This is a genomic window from Tritonibacter aquimaris, from assembly GCF_009617595.1.
Lineage (GTDB): Bacteria > Pseudomonadota > Alphaproteobacteria > Rhodobacterales > Rhodobacteraceae > Epibacterium > Epibacterium aquimaris.
This window is the reverse complement of sequence record NZ_WIXK01000001.1, coordinates 312,277-332,257: the sequence shown is the minus strand read 5'-3', so window position 1 is coordinate 332,257 and position 19,981 is coordinate 312,277. Positions and strand designations below refer to the sequence as shown.

Sequence of the window (19,981 nt, the reverse complement as noted above, 5' to 3'; positions counted from 1 at the left end):
TATTCAGCGCCTAGCCACATTGGATAAGCCCTCACTCCACACCACTGATGGATCACTTCAATGAAACATCTTGCAGGGTCCGCATAGCAAACCAAACATTCGAAATATCAGTACTTCTGGGGAGGAACCAAAACGCCCAAGTTGGGGGTTATGGCGGAGAGACAGGGATTCGAACCCTGGAGACGGTTTCCCGCCTACACACTTTCCAGGCGTGCGCCTTCGACCACTCGGCCACCTCTCCGTGAGGCGGATATATCTTTGATTACAGAGGGGAATGCAAGAGCGAAAACAGGATTTCTTTGCCGAAATGTGACTGTTTTTTGTGGATAAATTACGTGTGGTCAAAAAAGCGCCCGACACTGGGGGTGCCGGGCGCTTTTGATGGCGGATTTAGCTGTCTTTTGGCGGGTCACCGCGCAAAGCTTCGGGGTTTCGAATCCACAAATCGCGCTGGGCAAAGGGAATTTCGATACTTTCTTCGCGGAATCGGCGCTCAATCTCGAAATTTATTTCCGATTTCACCGTCAGCATCCAATTCACATCCCGCAAAATGGCGCGAATCTCAAAATCGAGGCTGTCGGCACCAAAGCCCTGAAACACCACGCTTGGCGCAGGATTGGCCAAGACCATAGGATGGGCATTGGCGATGTCCGCAAGGATCGTCTCAACTTTGCGCACATCGGTGCCATAGGCGACGCCCACGCCCACGATCACCCGGCCCACTGTGTTGCCACGGGTGAAGTTGGTGACGGTTCCGGTGATCAGATCAGAGTTCGGTACAATCACATCGGTGCGGTCAAAGGTTTCAATCCGGGTAGAACGCACAGAGATATCGCGCACATAGCCCATCATGCCCCCAACTTCGATCCAGTCCCCTTTGGAAATCGGGCGCTCAATAAGCAAGATAATGCCCGACACAAAGTTTGACACAATCGTCTGTAGGCCAAAACCAATTCCAACCGACAGCGCACCAGCCACAATCGCCAGTGACGACAGATCAAGCCCCGCAGCGGAGATCGCCACAAGGGCCGCCAGGAAGATGCCAACATAGCCCGTGCCCGCAACAACCGCGTTTTGGCCGCCTGCATCCAGCCGGGTTTTTGGCAGCAGTGACGTGCGCAAGCTGCCCTGCAGCAATCGCGTGATGCTGTAGCCAATGGCAAAAATCACCGCAAAGCTGAGGAAGGCCGTGGGGGAGATGGTGAAATCTCCGATCTGGAACCCATTGCGCAGTTTGTTCCAGAGCTCCCAAAGCTCAGACTCACGCGCGCCCCAGATAACCGCCAGAAACGGCACTGCAACCAGTGTCAGCGCAAAGCCCAATAGCACGGCCACCAGCGTATCCCCTGCCCCTTTGCCAAGGCCTGAGATATAGCCATACACATCCACCAAAAGCCGCTGCACCACCAGCATGGCCGCAATCAGCGCAAGCGTCAGAATCGAGGGGTAAATCAGCGCCTCTGCCGCGTTGATATAGCCTGCAAGCGCCAGAACCGGTGAGACAAAGCCAAACAGATAGGCAATGCGGCGCACCATATGAATGATGCCGCTGACACCAAAGGCAATCGCGCCATCATCTGTGTCATCGTCATTGTCAGCACGCTGCTGTTTGCCAATACGGTGCAGACGCAACATCAGCAACGCCGCCATCAGGATCAACGGGAAACGGATAACCGCCAGCGCGCCTTCGCTGAAGGCGATGAAATCTTCGAGGCTCGCCAGAACTTCTTTGGCCACCAGCAACACCGCAAGCAGATCAAGCACCAGCCAGGTGGCCGCCGCATTCTTGGGATCCACCGGCAACAGCGGATTGTCCTCGCGGCTGACATATAGCCTGCCTCCCAGCCAGTGAAACGCCAGCAGGATCAGCGCCCAGTCATCCACCTTGTCCAACAGCAACGTGCCGCGCACGCCCAGAACATCAGATGTATGCACCGCTGCGATGATCAGACCGATGCCCCAATAGGGCAGGATCACCTGGGTTAGCGACAGGCAGAAATCCCAAAGCGATGTGCTTTGCCAGCTGCGGGTTTTCAGATGTGCCGCCGCCCATTGCGAAAGCGCGCGACCGCGTAAGGTCAGGGTCAAACCAACACCAATCAGCAACACCAGACTGGGCCACCCCGTTCGGATCCGCTGCAAGGTGGTGACATGGGACAGCTGGTCAGCGGTTTCACCGGTCAGAGCCGAGAAGGCTTCTGACAGGCTCTCCATCGCATCGGTCCAGTTTTCGGGTGCAAGCGGCGTTGGGCCGCGTTCCAGCAGCAGCGATTTGCGACGGTCGCGGATGATCAGGTCGATTTCACCGATCAAACCATCCGCACGTCGGTAAGCCTCATCGGAGACAATGCGCGGCACTCGCAGTGCCAACAGTTGATCGCCGAGACGTTCGCGCAGCCGCGCCAGATCTTCGGGTTCTTCGCTGCCATCCTCGGGCGCCGGGCCCAACGCATCAAGCTGCGCCTGCAGGGTTTCGATCCGCTCGCCGTTTTGCGATTGAAGGTAGCGGAAACGGTCGCGATAAACCGATATGTCGGATCGCAGCTGTTCCAGATCCACGGTTGAGGCGCGACGCGCATCCACCACCTCTTCGGCGCGATCCGCCAGTTTCAACCAGTTGTCGTAATAGGCGCGACTGTCTGCATCAAACTGCGCGTGCGCCGGGAGACACTGTACAAAAACACAGAGGCTGATCCATAAGACCAGCCCCTTCATCCAATTCAACATCATCTGCACTGTCGCGCTCATACGTCCTCGAACACACCGGGGATCGAAGCCGGGGTGTGGGTCATCCATTCAGGCACCGGCAAATCCTTTTCCCGCAGGAACTCAGGGTTAAAGAGCTTGGACTGATAGCGGGTGCCGTAGTCACACAGAATGGTCACAATGGTGTGGCCCGGCCCCATTTCCTTGGCCATGCGCACGGCGCCCGCGATATTGATCGCAGTGGAGCCGCCCAGAACCAGACCTTCGTCATGCAGCAGGTCAAACACATAAGGCAGCGCCTCTGCATCCGGGATCTGATAGGAGAAATCCGGGGTGAACCCTTCAAGGTTCTTGGTGATCCGGCCCTGACCGATCCCCTCAGTAATCGAGCCCCCTTCTGAAGCCAGTTCACCGGTGGTGTAAAACGAATAGAGCGCGGCCCCCATCGGATCCGCAAGGCCGATTTTCACCCCTTTGGGCTGCAGCACTTCGGCGACACCGGCCAATGTACCACCAGAGCCAACCGCACAGGTAAACGCATCCACCTTGCCGCCGGTCTGTTCCCAGATCTCAGGCGCGGTGGTTTCCACATGGGCCTGACGGTTGGCAACATTGTCAAACTGGTTGGCCCAGATCGCGCCATTGGGCTCAGACTTGGCCAGTTCCTTGGCCAGACGTTCAGAATAACGCACATAGTTGTTGGGGTTGCGATACGGCGCGGCCGGAACCTGTACCAGCTGCGCACCCGCAAGGCGCAGCATGTCTTTTTTCTCTTCAGACTGGGTTTCCGGGATCACGATCACGGTTTTGAACCCCATCGAGGCCCCCACCAGCGCAAGACCGATGCCAGTGTTACCGGCAGTGCCTTCAACAATGGTGCCGCCCGGTTTCAGATCGCCGCGGGCAATGGCATCTTTGATGATATAGAGCGCCGCGCGGTCTTTGACCGATTGGCCAGGGTTCATGAATTCCGCTTTGCCCAGGATCTCACACCCAGTTTCGTCGCTGACGCGGTTCAAACGGATAAGCGGTGTCTGGCCAACTGCATCGGCCAAGTCGCGTGCAATGCGCATGGTGTCCCTTTCGATCATTCCTCCAATGATGTAGCGAAGCATATGCCGCTTCACAAGGCAGGAAGCCCGAAGGTTTTTGTCATTTATAGGCTGCGCGCAGCCGGTCGCGGTGACGTGCCAGCCAAAGCGCCGAGGTGACCAAAGGCATATCGCGGTACAGGTTGGCGTCAATTCCTTCCATCAAGGCGTCAAAACTCAGAACCCGGTGACGAATATCTTCGCCCTCACAGTCCAATCCTCCTCCCTGTGACACCAGTTCAAGGCGGCCGAGTCCCACGAAACAGTGGAAAAATTCAGCCGAAGCGCCGGATGAGGGAAAAACATCTGCAACCTTTTCCAGATGAGTTATTTCGATACCAGCTTCTTCACGGGCTTCGCGCAGAGCCGTCTGATCAGGCGATTCGCCCACATCCACCATTCCGGCCACCGCCTCCCACATCCAGGGGCGCTGGTAGCCAGCCACATAGGTGGCGGCGCGAAACTGTTGGATGATCAGCACTTCGTCGCGCACCGGATCATAAGGCAAGACAGAAGACGCTCGCCCCACCATAAAGGCGCCGCGATTGATCACCTCACTCATCGTGCCATCAAACCGGCGATAGCGCAGATCGATCTCATCCATGGCAAAGAAGTTGATATAGAGGTGTTTGTGCGCATGCACCTCTATGTCTTGGTCCAGCGGGTGATCGGGGTGCTGTTCTTCGCGGCTAAGCGCAAGCCAGGCATCTGCACGTTTAAAAATGGTTCCACGGCTGAAGGTCATTTCCTCAGCGCGGCGCTTGCCCTGCCAGACCATGATTTCCTGCGCTGCGCGCAAGAAAAGCTCAGACCACTGCGCCAGCCAGTTTTCAAACGACCAGGGCGCGTTGTCTGCACCGCCCAGCGCGGGCAGGAACATCAGGGCAGAACATGTGCCGCCCGCCTCTACTGTGCGTGTCTGCGCACTATAGCCATAGGTGCTTTCATGATGGGCCACCCGGCCAAGTTCCGCATCACTCAGCCCCGACACCAGCACACCATCGAGAAAACTGTCACTGTCCGCAGCAAGTGCGGGAAAAAGTTCAGGTGCGTTTTCATACGCTTTCAGCCCAGCGCAACGGGCATCGCAAATATCTTCGGCAGCAAGCGCGCGCCCCACAACAGCCTCAAGCAGGGGCACATGTCGCAAGGCCCCAAACACAAACAAATCTGACATAGCGGGAATACCCTAAATTAAATCATTTCCACCGTTTGGAGATATTCTCCGCAACAAGGCCAATCATGCAGCCCCCGACGATCAATGTCGCCCATATCTTGGGAACAGCGATAACAAAGAAAAAATCCAAAGCAATTTCAAAAATCGCGCCCAGCGCCTCAAATGGGCCATCGTAGAAATTGCGATTGGCCATGCGGAACATTTCCCATGCCCCTTGCGCAAAAAGCGCAAATAGCACCAACAATGCGACCCCAGTAAGGCCGTTGTTGAGCGCGGGTACAAAACCATCGCCAACCCGGCGCCCCATGTAGACCCAGCCCACCACAATCGCCAGCCCCATGTTCACATGGGTGAAATAGCCAAAATCGGTTCCCTCGGGCAGCAAAGGCATCACCTGACCGGATACAACAAAGGCAAGAAAGGCCAGAAGGATAGCGGCAATCATACGGGTCGCAGTAGGCATGCGAGAGGCAGTTGGCATTCAGTTTTCCACTTAACGATGGGCAATAGTTATCTGGGTGACATCACATGTGCCCGTCTTAAAGGCCGCCGCACAAGAGGTCAGGTAGAAATTCCACATTTTTCGAAAGCGATCGTCAAACCCTAAGTTGTGAATCTGTTCCCATCGATCATTGAATGTGGCATGCCAACGACGCAACGTCTGATCATAGCTTGCGCCAAATTCAACGGATCCCACCACATCAAGCCCAGCCGCCTCTACATGGCTGTGCAATACCGAGGGGCTTGGCAGCATACCACCGGGGAAGATGTGTTTCTGGATGAAATCGATGCCGCGCTGATAAATCTCCCAACGGCGATCCGCCACGGTGATGATCTGCAAGGTGGCGCGCCCCTGTGGTTTCAGCCGTTCCCGCACGGTGTCAAAATAGATCGGCCAGTATTTCTGCCCCACCGCTTCAAACATCTCGATCGAGGCAATGCCATCAAACCGCCCATCGCAGTCGCGGTAATCCTGCAAGCGCAGTTCCACCTGATCAGACAGCCCCTGACGTGCCATGCGATCCTGTGCAAATTTCAGCTGCTCTTTGCTGATCGTCAGCCCCGTTACCCACAGCCCCCGTTCACGGGCCGCGTATTCGGCAAATCCACCCCAGCCACAGCCGATCTCCAGCACGTGATCGCCGGGCTTCACCCCCATCTGATCCACCATAGAAGCGTATTTGGCAGTTTGCGCCCGCTCCAGGCTTTCTTGGCCGGTGTCGAACTTGGCACTGGAATAAGTCATCGTGTCATCAAGCCACAGCCCATAGAAGTCATTGCCCAGATCATAGTGATAGGAAATGTTCTTGCGCGCCTGTGCCCGGTGGTTGCGATGCAGCCAAAATCGAAACCGTTCATAGGCCCGCGCCAGTGAGCGCCCCGGAAATCCGTCATAGACCGTGTCCGCGCCCATATGCACCAGATCCATAAAGGCTTGCAGATCGCTCGTGCTCCACCAGCCTTCCAGATAGGCATCGGAAAATCCCAGATCACCTTCGCGGATGAGACGGGCAAAACTATCAACATTGTGGATATGGAGATCTGCGGCTGGTCCGGGCTTTGGGCCTTTTGCGCAAAACACCCGCCCATCGGGCAGGTGTATGTCTAATTGTCCTGCCTCCATATGGCAGAGCGCCCGAAACACATGGGCAAAATAACGTGGTAGATCCTTATGGCCATCGGTGGTCGTGAATGGCATTCGCTTCCCCCTGATATCGCTGACATGAGGTCAGGCTAAGAGTGAAACGTTTTTGTGACAAGGAAAACTCTACTTTAACTATTCTTTGCGGCGCAGCACCTCATACGCATCAAGCGCCGCTTGCCGTCCGGCACGCAGATCTACGATGGGGGCTGTGCGATGATCACTGGCAGTCATTGTCCACGCCTTTGGACATGCATCAAAAAACTGCAGCGCGGTCTTTGACGGCAGGGCGCGCCCTTCTGCAAGCCAGCGATGGCAATATTCATGGTCTGCGTCAAACTTTTCGCGCTGGCCATCCGGATTGAAAATACGGAAAAATGGTGCCGCGTCCGGGCCACACCCCGCCACCCATTGCCAACCCATTGCATTTGAGGCGGGATCCCAATCAATCAGGCAGTCTTCAAACCATGCCATCCCCTGCCGCCAATGCTGGCGCAGGTGTTTGCACAGGAAACTGGCCACAACCATACGCACCCGGTTGTGCATCGTGCCAGTAACATACAGTTCCCGCATACCTGCATCCACCAGATCAATCCCGGCCTGCCCACGCTGCCAGGCGCGCAAGGCTGCGGTTTCCTCTTCGCTCCAGGGGAAACCATCCCATTGGTCGCGCCAGTTGCGTTTCAGGATATGTGGGGTGTGATACATCAGGTGATAGGCAAACTCGCGCCAGACCAGTTCTTTGAAATACTGCTCGGCCTTGATGCCATTGGCGTCTTCGACCAGTCGCCCAAGGTTCCATATCTGGCGCGGGCTGATTTCCCCCCAGGCAAGATTTTCCGAAAGCCCCGAGGTGGCGTTAACCGCGGGATGGTTGCGCCCTGCCCCATAGGTGCTAAGCCGCTCATGCAAGAACTGCTCGGCCCGTGCCCAAGCTGCCTCTTCTCCCACCACACAATGGGCCGCCACAATAGCCGCACCGCGCCGCATTTCCCGCGCCATTTCAAAATCCGCAAGGCTGTCAGTTGCGATGCCACCATCAGCTGCGCGCAAACTTTGCGGCGCAGGCAGTGACGCGCCGATATTGCGCTGGTTCACGGCTTTCCAAAACGGGGTGTAGACCTGAAACATGCCACCGGTCTTTTTTTCCACCGTCCAGGGTTCAAACATCAGATGGCCCGCAAAGGAGCGTGCTTCAAACCCGTCTTCCTGCAGCGCGGTTTTCACAACAGTGTCGCGTTTGATCGCCTGGGGGTCATACAGGCGCGACCAATAGACCCCAGCGCCATCACATGTGCGCAAAACATCCCGTAGCACCGTCAGCGCATCCCCTTTGCGCAGAATCAGCTTCAGCCCTTTTGCAGCAAGGCTTTGTTGCAGCGTCTGCAGGCCCAGCCCCAAACGAAACTTGGGCGCAGCGCCCAAGCGCGCTTCAGTTGGATCAAATATATAAAGCGGCACAACCGGGCGACCGCTTTCAGCAATCGCAGTGAGCGCGGGGTTATCCGTAAGGCGTAGATCCCGTCGCAGCCACCAGATGATCGGTTGCTGCGACGTTGTTGTGGTATCGGTCAAAGAGTATCTTCCAAAGCGGTGATCAGTTGTGTGATTTCCTCTGGCGAGGTGTAATGCACAAAACTGATACGCAGCACACCGCGATCAGGATCAATCCCCAGTGCTTGCAGCGCGCGCACCGCGTAAAAATCACCCGCAGACACCATGATACCGCGCGCAGCCAAGGCGCTGGCGATCGAGCGTGGATCTCCCGTGGGCACAATTGCTACGGTTGGGGCGCGACTCTCGGGGGCCTGCGGGCCAAGCACACGAATATCATCGCGCGCGCCAAGATATTCCATCAGCGGCTGCAACAGGCGTGTTTCCTGATCACGCATCAGATCATGCACCAATGCGGCCTTAGCGCGCGGCTGCAAACCTGCACCACCATGGTGGGCGGCGAGCTCTTCAAAATAGTCGATCATGCCGTTACAGGCGGCAATCTGTGCGTGATCCGGCCCTGCAGGGGTAAAGCGTTTGTAGCGAACATCCGCGTTAAAATAATGCGCCTGATTGGGCAAAAGATCCGCCAAGGCGCGGCGCACAACCATCACCCCCTGATGCGGGCCATAGGTTTTGTAAGACGAAAACAGATAGATATCCGGCCCCAACGCCTCGATATCCAGCAGACCGTGGGGCGCATAAGACACCCCATCCACACAGACAAATGCGCCAGCAGCATGGGCAATCGCGGTGATCTCTGACACCGGATTGATTTGCCCCACCACATTGGAGCACTGCGGAAAACACACAAGCCGCACGTTTTCATCAAGCATCGCCTCAAGCGTTTCAATATCAAGCGCGCCGGTATCCGGGTTCATCTTCCACTCGCGCACGTCAATGCCCGCATCAGCCAACCTGCGCCAGGGGCCGCTGTTGGCCTCATGGTCCTGATTGGTGACAATGATCGCCTCACCAGGGGACAGAAAACCGCGAAACGCCTGCGCCAGAACATAGGTGTTTTGGGTGGTTGAGGGACCAAAGCTCACCTCATCGGGCTGCACCCCCATCCAGGCCGCCAATCGCGTGCGCGCTGTATCCATTTCCTCACCGGCATCACGCGATGCCGCATAAGGCCCGTAAGGCTGGACTTTGCGCCTGCGATAAAAGGTCTTCAGACGCTCAATCACCGGCGCGCAGGTATAAGATCCCCCAGCGTTTTCAAAAAACGCCTGACCCTGCAGGCTTGGCTCATCAAAGGCAGGAAAACGAGAACGGACAAAATCGAGGTCCAGATCGGCCATGGAAAGGATCCCTTGAGATATGGAAACAATGGCGCCACCGTCCTGCAATATCTCGCATTCGACAAGAGGCAATCCTGTCAAACTTGGATTTCCTGGGTCCGGCTGCCCCGCATTGGGATCAGCCGGAGATTTGCCGCATCAGCCGTTCACATCAACCACAACCCGGCCCTGCACCTGACCGGCAAGGATTTCTGATCCAAGCGTTGGCAGATCTGCCAGAACCGCCGGGCGCACCATCTTTTCCAGCACATCCATCGGCAGATCGCTGGCCACACGCTGCCAGGCGCGCTGACGGTTTTCAAACGGCTGCATCACGGAATCGATGCCCAGCAAATTCACCCCTCTGAGTAGGAAAGGAATGATCTTTGCGGGAACCTCTGCACCACCGGCAAGACCAACCGCAGAGACCGACGCGCCATATTGCATCTGCCCCAGCACTCGCGCGAGCATGGAACCGCCAACCGCATCAACGCAGCCAGCCCAGCTTTCTTTTTCCAATGGCGATCTCACCACCTCGTTGAGATCACCACGCGCCACAATGCGTGCTGCGCCCAGTTCACGCAGGTAGCCCTCGGTCTCAGGGCGACCGGTGACCGCGGCAACCTCATAGCCAAGTTTATTCAAGATCGCACAGGCAACAGAGCCCACGCCACCTGCCGCACCAGTGACAAGAACTGTGCCTTTTTCAGGTGTTAACCCATGATCTTCAAGCGCCATCACCGCTAGCATCGACGTAAATCCAGCGGTCCCAACAGCCATCGCCTGACGCGTTGACAGCCCTTCAGGCAGCGGCACCAGCCAATCTGCTTTGACGCGGGCCTTCTGACTGTAGCCACCCCAATAGGCCTCACCCACACGCCAACCTGTGAGCACGACCTTGTCACCAGCGGCGTAGCGCGGATCTGACGAGGCCTCGACTGTGCCCGCAAAATCAATGCCCGGCACATGGGGATAGTTGCGCACAAGGCCGCCACCTTTTGGCGTCATGCACAGACCATCTTTGTAATTCACCGTGGTGTATTCCACCGCAACGGTCACTTCACCATCAGGTAAATCGCTGTCTTTGAGATCGCGAATATGGCCCTGCGCGAGGCCGCTTTCCTCATCTTTTTCAAATACTAACGCTTTAAACATAACCATTCTCCCATATGGTTCATTGGCAGGGCTGACCGACATCAAACCAGCTGGGATCATTCAGATATCCAGCCAATCCGCCCGCCATTTACCCACCACTTAAATGTCAGACAATTAAATGTCTGACATTTGACTTCCTGTCAATATTGTTTCAGATGCTTGTTATGAAACTTAATCCACAAAGCGCCGCTGACCTGTCGGCCCAGATTGCCACGGCCATTCGCGATTCCATCATCTCTGGTGAGCTGATCGTTGATGAGCGTCTCCCCTCTGAGGCGGAGCTTGCGGCGCAATTCAACGTCTCTCGCCCCACTGTGCGTGAAGCGTTGAAACGGCTGGCAGCGCAATCGCTGATCCGCACCCAACGGGGGGCCAGCGGCGGTGCCTTTGTGAACCGGCTCAGCTACGAGGACGCCTATAGCCAGCAGATCACCACCTCGACGCTGCTTTTGTCGATGAATGAGGTGGATTTTGACACCGCCTGCGAAGCCCGCTACGCGCTGGAACGCGCCTGTGCGCCCCTGGCCGCGGCCCGACGCAGTGCAGATCATATTGCAACAATGCGCACAGAAATCTTTCGCCAGCGTCAGCCCGAGCTGTCAGATGAAGCATTCTGCGCCTCGGACGTGGCTTTTCACCGGGCGCTGGTCGATGCCGCTGAAAACCCGGTGTTGCGCTATCAGCTGGCGGGCGCGGTTGAAGCCATGCAGCCGCTGATGAATATGATCACGTTCAAAACCCGCGACCGCGAAACCATCGCCACATTGCACGAACGCATCACCAGCGCCACCGACGCACGCGACTCCTCAGGCTTGATTGCGACGCTCAGCGACCTGGAACGAGAAACCATCGCCTTGGGACGCAAAGCATTTAAAGCTGCAAAATCAGTTTAATCCACAACAAAGAACAGCTGATTTCTACTTTCCCTCTTCAACTCCCCGCGCGGCTTGCTTATATTCGTTCTGTTCCCTCGGGAACTATGGACATAAACGCGCTCGTAATAAACGGCTCGGACCCGGGGGCGGTACCCGGCGTCTCCACCAAATCACCTTCGGTGTGTTCCTTCGTTTGGGGAATGGATCGAGTTTGTGGGGACGAAATAGGATCGACGGACGTCTAAAGGGGTTAGCTTTGTCTCGGCTGTCTGCCACCGTTATCGGCGAAACTAGTACAATTGCAAACGACAATCGTGCTCCGGTTGCTCTGGCTGCGTAAGCAGTTCGAGTCGAACCGACTTTAAGCCCTGTCGCCTAGCCGCGGCAGGCGGGGTTCGCAGGTACCTGGCAACAGAAACCTGCACTTCCCCCTCACAGATAGATTTATTGCCCTATCGAACCGCTTGACGCTGCTGCATCTTTCGGGTTTCCTAAAGGCATGGGGCTCATGCGACCGCCCCGTGAGGCGCCAGCCAAAGTCGCATCCGCTGAAACCCCAATTTATCAGAGGATGTAGCATGCCTGCGCCAAATGAAATGACCCCAAAACAATTGATGCGCCTGATTGGCACGCCTGAGTGCCCGAGCCTCATCGATGTCACCCTGTCCGAAGATGTTGCTAAAAACCCGTACCTCGTTCCCGGTGCAGCTCAGCATGACCACAACGACCTGTCGGGCTTGGCAGCAAAGCTGCAGGGGCAATCTGCGTTGATCATCTGCCAAAAAGGTAAAAAGCTGAGCCAGGGCGTCGCTGCCTGGCTGGCGAGCGAGGGAATATCTGCCGAATTTCTGCAAGGAGGCAATTTAGGGTGGGCCACAACAGATGGCGCCCCGCGGGTGCCTCTCGCCGCGATCCCGCCGCTTCAGAACGGGCAAACCCTCTGGGTCACCCGCCACCGTCCCAAGGTGGACCGCATCGCCTGCCCCTGGCTGATCCGCCGTTTTGTCGATCCAAATGCACGGTTTCTGTTTGTGTCCCCCTCTGAAATCAATGCCGTGGCAGAACGTTTCAACGCCACACCCTTTGACATTGAGGACACATTCTGGAGCCATCGCGGTGCGTTTTGCACGTTTGACACAATGATTGAGGAATTTGGCCTCAAAACCCCGGCGCTAGAGCGTCTCGCCCTTGTGGTGCGCGCAGCTGACACCAACCGCCATGATCTGGCCCCAGCTGCGGCGGGGCTTCTGGCGGTTTCTGTTGGGCTGTCGCGGCAGTATAAGGATGATCAGGCGCAAATGCTGGCGGGGTTTGCAATATACGACGCGCTCTATCGCTGGGCGCGTGATGGATTTGACGAAGGCCACGACTGGCCCAGCAACCGTGGCTGACGACTGGAGCAATAAATGTCCCCTCACTATATGGAACTTATTCGCGTCTTTGGGCGCATTGGTCTGCTGTCGTTTGGTGGCCCAGCAGCGCAGATTGCCCTTATGCACCAGGAATTGGTGGAAAAACGCCCCTGGCTCAATGAGGATCAATTCCTGCGCGGCCTCAGTTTTTGCATGTTGCTACCGGGCCCTGAGGCGATGCAGCTGGCCACCTACACTGGCTGGCGGCTGCGTGGGGTTGCAGGTGGCTTGATTGCGGGTCTTCTGTTTGTTTTGCCCGGTGCCTGCGTGATTGCAGCCCTGGTTGCGCTTTACATGAGATTTGGACAGCAACCTCTTGTGATGTCTGCCTTCCTAGGGATCAAAGCGGCGGTTGTTGCAATCGTATTTCAAGCGCTTTGGCGGCTGCAGAAAAAGGCGCTGACTTCGGCGCGCCAGATCCTGTTTGCTCTTGTTGGGTTTGTGGCGCTCTTTGTGTTTGCGGTGCCTTTCCCGTTGCTGATCCTCACCATGGGTCTTGTCGGCGCTTTGCTGCATCATGGTGCAGAAGCTGATCCCACGCCTGAACCAGCGCAAGGGTTTCAAGCCAACAGCTTCACCATACCGCTTTGGGCTGCGCTTTGGCTGTTGCCGCTGGTCGCGCTCAGCCTCTGGGGCGCGCCGATCCTGGCTGCACTGGGGTGGTTTTTTGCCAAACTCGCGGTTGTGAGCTTTGGTGGCGCCTATGCGGTGCTGTCTTATATGACCCAGACCGTGGTGCAGCAGCAGGCCTGGATCAGCTCGGGGCAGATGGTGGATGCGCTAGGGCTTGCCGAAACCACACCGGGGCCGCTGATCCTGGTGACGCAATTTGTGGCAATGCTCAGCGGTGCGCAAAACGGCGGTGCCTGGATGGGGCTTTGGGCGGGTCTTGTTGCGCTGTGGGCAACCTTTGTTCCTTGTTTTCTTTGGATCTTTGCCGCAGCGCCACATGTCGAACGGCTGACAACAATTCCGCGGCTCAATGCGGCGTTAAAAGCCATCACAGCAAGCGTGGTAGGTGTGATACTGAACCTTTCAATCTGGTTCACAATCAATATCTTATTCACCGAAGTTCATGCCAAAATTCCAAACCTTGCACTGCCAGTTCCCACGCTGAACAGCCTGAACCCAATCGCGCTGATATTGGTGCTGGTCGCGCCGATCTTGCTCCAACTGCTGCGCGGCAATGTGATGTATCTGCTGGCTGTCATGGGCGGGCTTGCACTTGGGATCGAGATTTTGAACCTCGGCTGACACATGTACACCAACACCATGAACCTGCATAAAAAGCACAATGGTAATCACGCGGTCTCTTTAGTTTCCGCAATTTTCCACTATGATCAGCACAAAATAGGCAAGGGAATACCAGATGACCGGTGAAATCGATTATGGAAATCTGATGCATACGGCCATGCGCAGCCTGATCAAAACCGTTCTTGAGAACGTGGCTGAACAGGGACTGCCCGGCAATCATCACTTTTTCATCACCTTCGATACCCGCCACCCAGATGTGCAGATCGCCCAATGGCTGTGCGATCGCTATCCGGGCGAGATGACCGTTGTGGTGCAGCATTGGTTTGAAAACCTTGAAGTCAGCGATGAGGGCTTTGCCATTACGTTGAACTTTGGCGACAGCCCTGAGCCGCTCTATATCCCCTTTGATGCGATGCGCACCTTTGTGGATCCCTCGGTTGAATTTGGCCTGCGCTTTGAAAGCGGCGAGGATGAGGAAGAAGAAGCCACGCTTTATGAGGTCACCGAAGAGGTGGAACCAGAAGCCGCTGAAGAAGAAGTAGAAGAAGCACCACAATCGCAAGATGCTGAGATTGTCTCGCTTGACAGTTTCCGCAAACCGTGAATTCAGCTGGTGCGCCGCCACAGGCGCACCTGTTTCACCCGAATTAATCTCGCTTCAGGAAACTATTCGCTTCAACGCGGGCAAATCCGTTGCGATGAGATGAGAAATGCAGCTGCAACCCCCCCTCAACCAGGGTGCGATCATATTGCTGGATCTCATAGTCCCCGTTTTCACCAATAAACAGCGAAAACACCGTCAGCGTATCGTCAACAAGACGTCCCCAAACGTAGGGCTCGCCCTTAAGCGGGTCGAGCGGCACCGCGTGGCCAAACACGTTCTGGCGCATGGCGGCTGAAAATGTATCGCCGCGCCCGCTTGGTTCAAACAGCACATCATAGCTTTTGGTTTTCACCTTGCCGGACGGGTGCTCACGCTGGGTGGTCCATTTCAGCCAGAACCCTTTGCCAGAGGTGCGGATCTCCACAAACATATTGCGGGTTTCCATATGCCCTTCCGGATGCTCCACCTCGGCAGATCCTGAATAGCGCCCTGCAAAGCGTACAATGTCGGAATAGGCTGCCGCGCTCTGAACTTGTGCGACACACAACACAACAATCCCAAAAAGCAAAGCCAACAGGCGCAGCGCCACGGCGCGCGCGTCTGGTATCACAGGGATGCGATCAAAGTGGTTCATCTGGCACCTCGGTTCGGTCACATCTCGCAGCAAGGAACTGCTCTATCAATGCATTTAATGATCAGAATCGCTTTTGCAAAGGTTTCGCATAAATTGTGAGCGCTAGCTAAGGATCATTTGTCTCCTGCGCAATTGAACCAGGCAAACCCCTGGGGTAAAGCATGTGCAACAGTATACTGACGGAGAGAGAGACAAGATGTCCGAGACCCGCACCGAAACAGACAGCTTTGGTCCACTGGAAGTTCCTACAGAAAAATATTGGGGCGCGCAGACCCAGCGCTCGATTATGAACTTCCCCATTGGCTGGGAAAAACAGCCGGTCGCCATCGTGCGCGCATTGGGTGTGATCAAAAAAGCCTGCGCCATGGCCAACAAAGCCAACGGCAAAATGGACGCCAAAATTGCTGACGCGGTAATTCAAGCTGCGGGTGAAGTGTTCGAGGGCAAGTTTGATGACAACTTCCCGTTGGTTGTTTGGCAGACCGGCTCCGGCACCCAGTCCAACATGAACTCCAACGAGGTGATTGCAAACCGTGCGATCGAAATCCTCGGTGGCGTGATCGGCTCCAAAGATCCGGTTCACCCCAACGACCACTGCAACATGGGTCAGTCCTCCAACGACACTTTCCCAACTGCGATGCACATTGCCGCCGCAATGACCGTGCGCGACGTGCTGCTGCCCGGCCTGACCAAACTGGCCGAAGGTCTGGAAGCAAAGTCGGAAGAATTCAAAGACATCATCAAAATCGGCCGCACCCACACCCAGGATGCGACCCCGCTGACGCTGGGTCAGGAATTTGGCGGCTATGCCCACCAGATCCGTCAGGGCATCGCCCGCGTAGAAGCAGCCCTGCCCGGTATCTATGAGCTGGCACAAGGCGGCACCGCTGTTGGCACCGGCCTGAACACCCAGCCCGGTTGGGGTGAAACTGTCGCTGCAAACATGGCCGAAATCACCGGTCTGCCGTTTGTAACCGCGCCCAACAAATTCGAAGCACTGGCCGCACATGACGCGATGGTATTCATGTCAGGTGCACTCGCAACCGTTGCGGGCTCCATGTACAAGATCGCCAACGACATTCGTTTCCTGGGCTCTGGCCCACGTTCGGGACTGGGCGAGCTGATCTTGCCGGAAAACGAGCCGGGTTCGTCGATCATGCCGGGCAAAGTAAACCCAACCCAGGCCGAAGCGATGACCCAGGTGGCCGCCCACGTTATGGGCAACAATGCCGCCATGACATTTGCGGGCTCGCAGGGTCACTTTGAACTGAACGTTTACAACCCGATGATGTCTTACAACCTGCTGCAATCCATGCAGCTGTTGGGTGACGTTGCTGACAGCTTCACCGAGCGTATGCTGAACGGCATCAAAGCCAATGAGCCGCGCATCGACAAGCTGATGAAAGAATCCCTGATGCTGGTCACCGCACTTGCGCCAACCATCGGTTATGACAACGCCACCAAAGTTGCCAAAACCGCGCATAAAAACGGCACCACCCTCAAGGAAGAAGCCATCGCGCTTGGCTTTGTGGACGAAGCCACTTTTGATGCGGTTGTACGTCCAGAGCAGATGATTGGCCCCAAAGCCTAACCCCTGCCGGAGATAAAACATCAAAGCCCGGCCAATGTGCCGGGCTTTTTTATGCCTGTGGTGCTGGATTTTATTCAAGCACAGTCTATGGTTAGATTATGGCTGATATTGTAAATTTGAACCGTTTCCGCAAAGAGAAAGCCCGCAACGCCAAAAAATCCCAGGCGGATGAAAACGCCGTCAAATTTGGCCGCAGCAAAGCCGACAAACAACGCGACGATGCTGCGCATGAAAAGGATGTGCTGCATCTAGATCAGCATCGTCTGGATCCCAAAGACGAATGAGCCTCAGGCCTAAAAAACACTCTCTCACCCTGCGTGGCCACCGCACTTCGGTCTCGCTCGAGGATGAGTTCTGGACTGCCTTCCGTGAAATTGCCGCCAAAAAAGGGCGTGCAATCAATGAATTGGCAGCCGAAATTGATGAATGGCGCGGCACCGATTGTGGCTTGGCCTCAGCCATTCGCCTGTATGTGTTGCGCGATCTCAGCGCGGGCTCAGATTAAGCCAGATCCCGTCTTTTGACCGAACCGTAAGATGTGCAACCGGTACAGGCTGTTCATCACCTGCCAGCGTAATGCGAAAATCGCGCAGGATCATCGACAGCAGCAACACCCCTTCCACCATCGCAAACCCGGCCCCGGTACAGACCCGTGCGCCGGTTGAAAATGGGATATAGGCCTCACGCTGGCATTTTTTGCCATTTTCGGTCTGCCAGCGGGTGGGATCAAAATCATCCGGGCGCTCCCACAGGCGTTCGTGGCGATGCAGATGCCAGGGGCTGAGAACCACTTGCGATCCTTTGGCCACATCACGATCACGGAACTGCTCAGAACAACTGTTTTCGCGCACCATCATCGGCACCGGCGGATACAATCGCAATGTCTCGCGAAACACATCGCGTGACAGGCGCAATTTTGACACCGCGCCAAATTCCGGCCCGGTGATCGCCTGCGCCTCTGCCGCCAATTTCTCCTGCCACTCCGGATAAAGCGCCATCAGATACAGTGCCCAGGCCAGAGCCGATGCGCTGGTTTCATGCCCTGCAAGAAAGAAAATCGCCACCTGATCCACCATTTCATCGGCATCAAACAGATCACCGGTTTCTGGATCGCGCGTGGTCATGATCTTGGTGGCCAGATCATCTGGTGCGCGCCCTGCTGTGATTTCGCGCCCACGTGTATGGGTCAGGTCCGCAATCAATCTGCGGATTTCATTGGCGTTTGCACGAGTGTCTTTGCGGAAAAAACGCGGCATCCAACGTGGCAGCGGCACAAAGGCTGCAAGATTCATCAACGGCTGACTGCGTTGGTAGTCGCGAAAACGGTGAAACACCTGACTGGCGGTTTCATGTTCGATCGGGATCGAAAACAACGTACGGAAAATCACATCCGCCGCCATATGCGATGTCTCAGTTTCAATCTCAACCGGGTTCTGGCGTGTCTTCAGCCGCTCTACCCCGGCCTCAGCCGCCGCATAAATCGCGGGAAAGGTATCTTTCAGCCGCCCACCTTCAAAAGCAGGATCAATAATGCGGCGCTGGCGTTTCCAGACTTCGCCATTGGTGACAAAGACCGAATTGCCCAGCAAAGGCCGCAGACCTTCGGCAATGCGGTCAGATTTGGGGAAATCATCGGGCCGCTTGCGCAAGACTTCATTCACCAGCTCTGGCTGGTTCATCAGATATGATCTGAAAAACGGAGTGCGAAATTCAGCCATCCAAGCGCGATAGAGCCGCGCGGGCTGCGCTGAAAGGATGTCTTGGCGAAACAGGCGCGCATAGCGCAGCAGCGACACCCGATCCGGGCGCGATTTTGGCTTGGGTGGCTGTGTCATTCAGCCCCCTGCGAGGTGTATTTCGACGCGGTCACATCAATACGCGCAGGCGAAGGCTTTCGGCCTGCAAAGCGCGCACCCAGGGTCTGCGGCCCGGCAGTGATACGGAAATAGTCGTAATCGCGCACCCGATCAAAGGCGCAAAGATACTGAAAATGCAGCCGGAAAAACCGCCAGCGCAGCTCCTGCCAGCGTTTCGCGCTCAGCGTCTGGGTGAAGGCTGCCGATATCACCAGCGGCCAGCGGCTGTTACGGCTGGCCACACCACTAACCGCAACCGGATCACAAAGCGCAAAGGCGCAACCATCTCCGGGTGCAGTAACATCAAGCCAGAACACCCGCTCCTGCGTCGACATATAGGCAAGATCGCGACGCAGCCGATCTGCGTTGGGCAGAAATGACACCATTGGCACCACCTGACCGAGGCTTAGAAACGACAGCACAGGCGCATTGTCAGGCAGCCCTTCGCGCAAAATATCTGCAAGCACGCTGACGCCCACATGCGCGCCCGAGGAATGGCCCACCACCAGCACCTCATCCACATCACACAGCGCCGCCTGAACCTGCTGTTTGAACGCGGCAATCCGCGCCTCAAGCTCAGGCGGGTTCGCGCCTTTGGAAGCGGCTGAATAAGCGTAGTCATGCATCAGGTAATAGGCAAAGAACTTACCATCCAACCGTTTGAACCAACTGAGCAGATGCACCGCCGCCGCCGCCCCCAAAGCCCAGCTGAGATAGGTTACAATCAGGCTTTCTGGTGCAATCAGCCCAATAGCGCCCGCAAGCGCGACCATCAACACCAGTGACAAAATCGCCTGCACCGTGAGCATGACCACCGGATAAAGCGCGGCAATCACCGGCCCCTTACGCAGCCACATCAACCGGCGCAGCGTACCCGAGGTGATATAGATCCAGGCGGTGCGCAAGAGCTGCAGATAGGTGCCTGCAATGCTGGCGTCCATACTGTCACGCACAATGTCAGACCAGACCAGCACATCAAATTCGACCTCAGTGGCGTGGCCTTCGATCTCGCCGCGAACGGTCCAGCCAAAATTGCCGCCGCTAGTCTTGGGCGCAAGGATCAGATCATAGCTGGATATCTTGGCCTGTTGCGCGCCTTCTTTGCGATAAAGCTCACGGTAGCGGCGCGGATGAATCGGATCATAGCCCGGGATGTAAAACACCCGGCGCCGGCGCACCCGCTGATCCGATAAGTTTTCTGCCAAAA

At 56.3% G+C, this 19,981-nt stretch carries 18 protein-coding genes, 1 tRNA gene and 1 other RNA gene; 8 read left to right on the top strand and 12 right to left on the bottom strand.

The features are described from left to right. Window positions 1–151: 151 nt before the first annotated feature. From GG681_RS01605 to GG681_RS01565, 9 genes are all read right to left on the bottom strand, one after another. A tRNA-Ser gene (locus tag GG681_RS01605) sits at window positions 152–241 on the bottom strand. Between the two features lie 149 nt (window positions 242–390). Further along, window positions 391–2,748, bottom strand: coding sequence for a DUF3772 domain-containing protein (locus GG681_RS01600; protein ID WP_153544393.1), 2,358 nt, complete (start codon window positions 2,746–2,748; stop codon window positions 391–393). Beyond that, window positions 2,745–3,779 (bottom strand): cysteine synthase A, encoded by a 1,035-nt coding sequence (locus GG681_RS01595; protein ID WP_153545154.1) that lies wholly within the window; start codon window positions 3,777–3,779, stop codon window positions 2,745–2,747. Before GG681_RS01595 ends, GG681_RS01600 begins: the two co-directional genes overlap by 4 nt. A gap of 79 nt (window positions 3,780–3,858) precedes the next feature. Further along, a complete protein-coding gene (locus tag GG681_RS01590; RefSeq protein ID WP_153544391.1) occupies window positions 3,859–4,974 on the bottom strand; it encodes an NUDIX domain-containing protein in 1,116 nt (371 codons plus the stop codon). 22 nt (window positions 4,975–4,996) lie between these two features. Beyond that, entirely contained in the window at window positions 4,997–5,455 is a 459-nt protein-coding gene (locus GG681_RS01585; protein WP_328593223.1) for a TrgA family protein, read from the bottom strand. Between the two features lie 12 nt (window positions 5,456–5,467). After that, complete coding sequence (locus tag GG681_RS01580) at window positions 5,468–6,673, bottom strand: SAM-dependent methyltransferase (RefSeq protein WP_153544389.1); 1,206 nt, start codon at window positions 6,671–6,673, stop codon at window positions 5,468–5,470. Window positions 6,674–6,751: 78 nt separating this feature from the next. After that, window positions 6,752–8,191 (bottom strand): cryptochrome/photolyase family protein, encoded by a 1,440-nt coding sequence (locus GG681_RS01575; RefSeq protein WP_153544387.1) that lies wholly within the window; start codon window positions 8,189–8,191, stop codon window positions 6,752–6,754. Beyond that, a complete protein-coding gene (locus GG681_RS01570; protein ID WP_153544385.1) occupies window positions 8,188–9,414 on the bottom strand; it encodes an aminotransferase class V-fold PLP-dependent enzyme in 1,227 nt (408 codons plus the stop codon). Before GG681_RS01570 ends, GG681_RS01575 begins: the two co-directional genes overlap by 4 nt. 138 nt (window positions 9,415–9,552) lie before the next feature. Beyond that, window positions 9,553–10,548, bottom strand: coding sequence for an MDR family oxidoreductase (locus GG681_RS01565; RefSeq protein WP_153544382.1), 996 nt, complete (start codon window positions 10,546–10,548; stop codon window positions 9,553–9,555). A 164-nt stretch (window positions 10,549–10,712) separates the two neighbouring features. On the opposite strand from GG681_RS01565, the gene GG681_RS01560 reads away from it, so the two are divergent. The 5 genes from GG681_RS01560 (at window position 10,713) to GG681_RS01540 (ending at window position 14,693) form a co-directional block, all read left to right on the top strand. Further along, the gene (locus GG681_RS01560; RefSeq protein WP_153544380.1) at window positions 10,713–11,441 is read left to right on the top strand and encodes a FadR/GntR family transcriptional regulator; all 729 of its coding nucleotides are present in this window, start codon (window positions 10,713–10,715) and stop codon (window positions 11,439–11,441) included. Between the two features lie 32 nt (window positions 11,442–11,473). Continuing rightward, window positions 11,474–11,849: a transfer-messenger RNA gene (gene ssrA / locus GG681_RS01555) on the top strand. A gap of 152 nt (window positions 11,850–12,001) precedes the next feature. Next, window positions 12,002–12,814, top strand: a complete 813-nt coding sequence (locus GG681_RS01550) for a chromate resistance protein ChrB domain-containing protein (RefSeq protein WP_153544378.1) — start codon at window positions 12,002–12,004, stop codon at window positions 12,812–12,814. A gap of 15 nt (window positions 12,815–12,829) precedes the next feature. Further along, window positions 12,830–14,089 (top strand): chromate efflux transporter, encoded by a 1,260-nt coding sequence (gene chrA, locus GG681_RS01545; protein ID WP_153544376.1) that lies wholly within the window; start codon window positions 12,830–12,832, stop codon window positions 14,087–14,089. Window positions 14,090–14,204: 115 nt separating this feature from the next. Next, a complete protein-coding gene (locus GG681_RS01540) occupies window positions 14,205–14,693 on the top strand; it encodes an SspB family protein (RefSeq protein ID WP_153544375.1) in 489 nt (162 codons plus the stop codon). 43 nt (window positions 14,694–14,736) lie between these two features. Here GG681_RS01540 and GG681_RS01535 read toward each other — a convergent pair whose 3' ends face one another. Then, window positions 14,737–15,327 (bottom strand): hypothetical protein, encoded by a 591-nt coding sequence (locus GG681_RS01535; RefSeq protein WP_235899693.1) that lies wholly within the window; start codon window positions 15,325–15,327, stop codon window positions 14,737–14,739. A gap of 196 nt (window positions 15,328–15,523) precedes the next feature. Between GG681_RS01535 and fumC the strand changes: the two genes are divergently transcribed. From fumC to GG681_RS01520, 3 genes are all read left to right on the top strand, one after another. Then, a complete protein-coding gene (gene fumC / locus GG681_RS01530; protein ID WP_153544373.1) occupies window positions 15,524–16,918 on the top strand; it encodes a class II fumarate hydratase in 1,395 nt (464 codons plus the stop codon). 98 nt (window positions 16,919–17,016) lie between these two features. Continuing rightward, window positions 17,017–17,202, top strand: a complete 186-nt coding sequence (locus tag GG681_RS01525; protein WP_153544371.1) for a DUF4169 family protein — start codon at window positions 17,017–17,019, stop codon at window positions 17,200–17,202. Continuing rightward, window positions 17,199–17,423 (top strand): ribbon-helix-helix domain-containing protein, encoded by a 225-nt coding sequence (locus tag GG681_RS01520; protein ID WP_153544369.1) that lies wholly within the window; start codon window positions 17,199–17,201, stop codon window positions 17,421–17,423. The genes GG681_RS01525 and GG681_RS01520 overlap by 4 nt, the downstream gene beginning before the upstream one ends. Here the strand turns inward: GG681_RS01520 and GG681_RS01515 are convergent. Beyond that, on the bottom strand, window positions 17,404–18,753 hold the full coding sequence (locus tag GG681_RS01515; protein ID WP_153544367.1) for a cytochrome P450: 1,350 nt from the start codon (window positions 18,751–18,753) through the stop codon (window positions 17,404–17,406). The two genes, GG681_RS01520 and GG681_RS01515, sit on opposite strands and share 20 nt — an antisense overlap. Next, window positions 18,750–19,979, bottom strand: coding sequence for a hypothetical protein (locus GG681_RS01510; protein ID WP_153544365.1), 1,230 nt, complete (start codon window positions 19,977–19,979; stop codon window positions 18,750–18,752). The genes GG681_RS01515 and GG681_RS01510 overlap by 4 nt, the downstream gene beginning before the upstream one ends. Window positions 19,980–19,981: the final 2 nt, after the last annotated feature.

Bases quoted from the DNA above. Each gene is read 5' to 3' on its own strand.
- GG681_RS01535 (WP_235899693.1), bottom strand. From the start codon at position 15,327: ATGAACCACTTTGATCGCATCCCTGTGATACCAGACGCGCGCGCCGTG.
- GG681_RS01515 (WP_153544367.1), bottom strand. From the start codon at position 18,753: ATGACACAGCCACCCAAGCCAAAATCGCGCCCGGATCGGGTGTCGCTG.
- GG681_RS01520 (WP_153544369.1), top strand. From the start codon at position 17,199: ATGAGCCTCAGGCCTAAAAAACACTCTCTCACCCTGCGTGGCCACCGC.
- GG681_RS01570 (WP_153544385.1), bottom strand. From the start codon at position 9,414: ATGGCCGATCTGGACCTCGATTTTGTCCGTTCTCGTTTTCCTGCCTTT.
- GG681_RS01565 (WP_153544382.1), bottom strand. From the start codon at position 10,548: ATGTTTAAAGCGTTAGTATTTGAAAAAGATGAGGAAAGCGGCCTCGCG.
- GG681_RS01600 (WP_153544393.1), bottom strand. From the start codon at position 2,748: ATGAGCGCGACAGTGCAGATGATGTTGAATTGGATGAAGGGGCTGGTC.
- GG681_RS01550 (WP_153544378.1), top strand. From the start codon at position 12,002: ATGCCTGCGCCAAATGAAATGACCCCAAAACAATTGATGCGCCTGATT.
- GG681_RS01585 (WP_328593223.1), bottom strand. From the start codon at position 5,455: ATGCCAACTGCCTCTCGCATGCCTACTGCGACCCGTATGATTGCCGCT.
- fumC (WP_153544373.1), top strand. From the start codon at position 15,524: ATGTCCGAGACCCGCACCGAAACAGACAGCTTTGGTCCACTGGAAGTT.
- chrA (WP_153544376.1), top strand. From the start codon at position 12,830: ATGTCCCCTCACTATATGGAACTTATTCGCGTCTTTGGGCGCATTGGT.
- GG681_RS01580 (WP_153544389.1), bottom strand. From the start codon at position 6,673: ATGCCATTCACGACCACCGATGGCCATAAGGATCTACCACGTTATTTT.
- GG681_RS01590 (WP_153544391.1), bottom strand. From the start codon at position 4,974: ATGTCAGATTTGTTTGTGTTTGGGGCCTTGCGACATGTGCCCCTGCTT.
- GG681_RS01540 (WP_153544375.1), top strand. From the start codon at position 14,205: ATGACCGGTGAAATCGATTATGGAAATCTGATGCATACGGCCATGCGC.
- GG681_RS01525 (WP_153544371.1), top strand. From the start codon at position 17,017: ATGGCTGATATTGTAAATTTGAACCGTTTCCGCAAAGAGAAAGCCCGC.
- GG681_RS01560 (WP_153544380.1), top strand. From the start codon at position 10,713: ATGAAACTTAATCCACAAAGCGCCGCTGACCTGTCGGCCCAGATTGCC.
- GG681_RS01595 (WP_153545154.1), bottom strand. From the start codon at position 3,779: ATGCGCATTGCACGCGACTTGGCCGATGCAGTTGGCCAGACACCGCTT.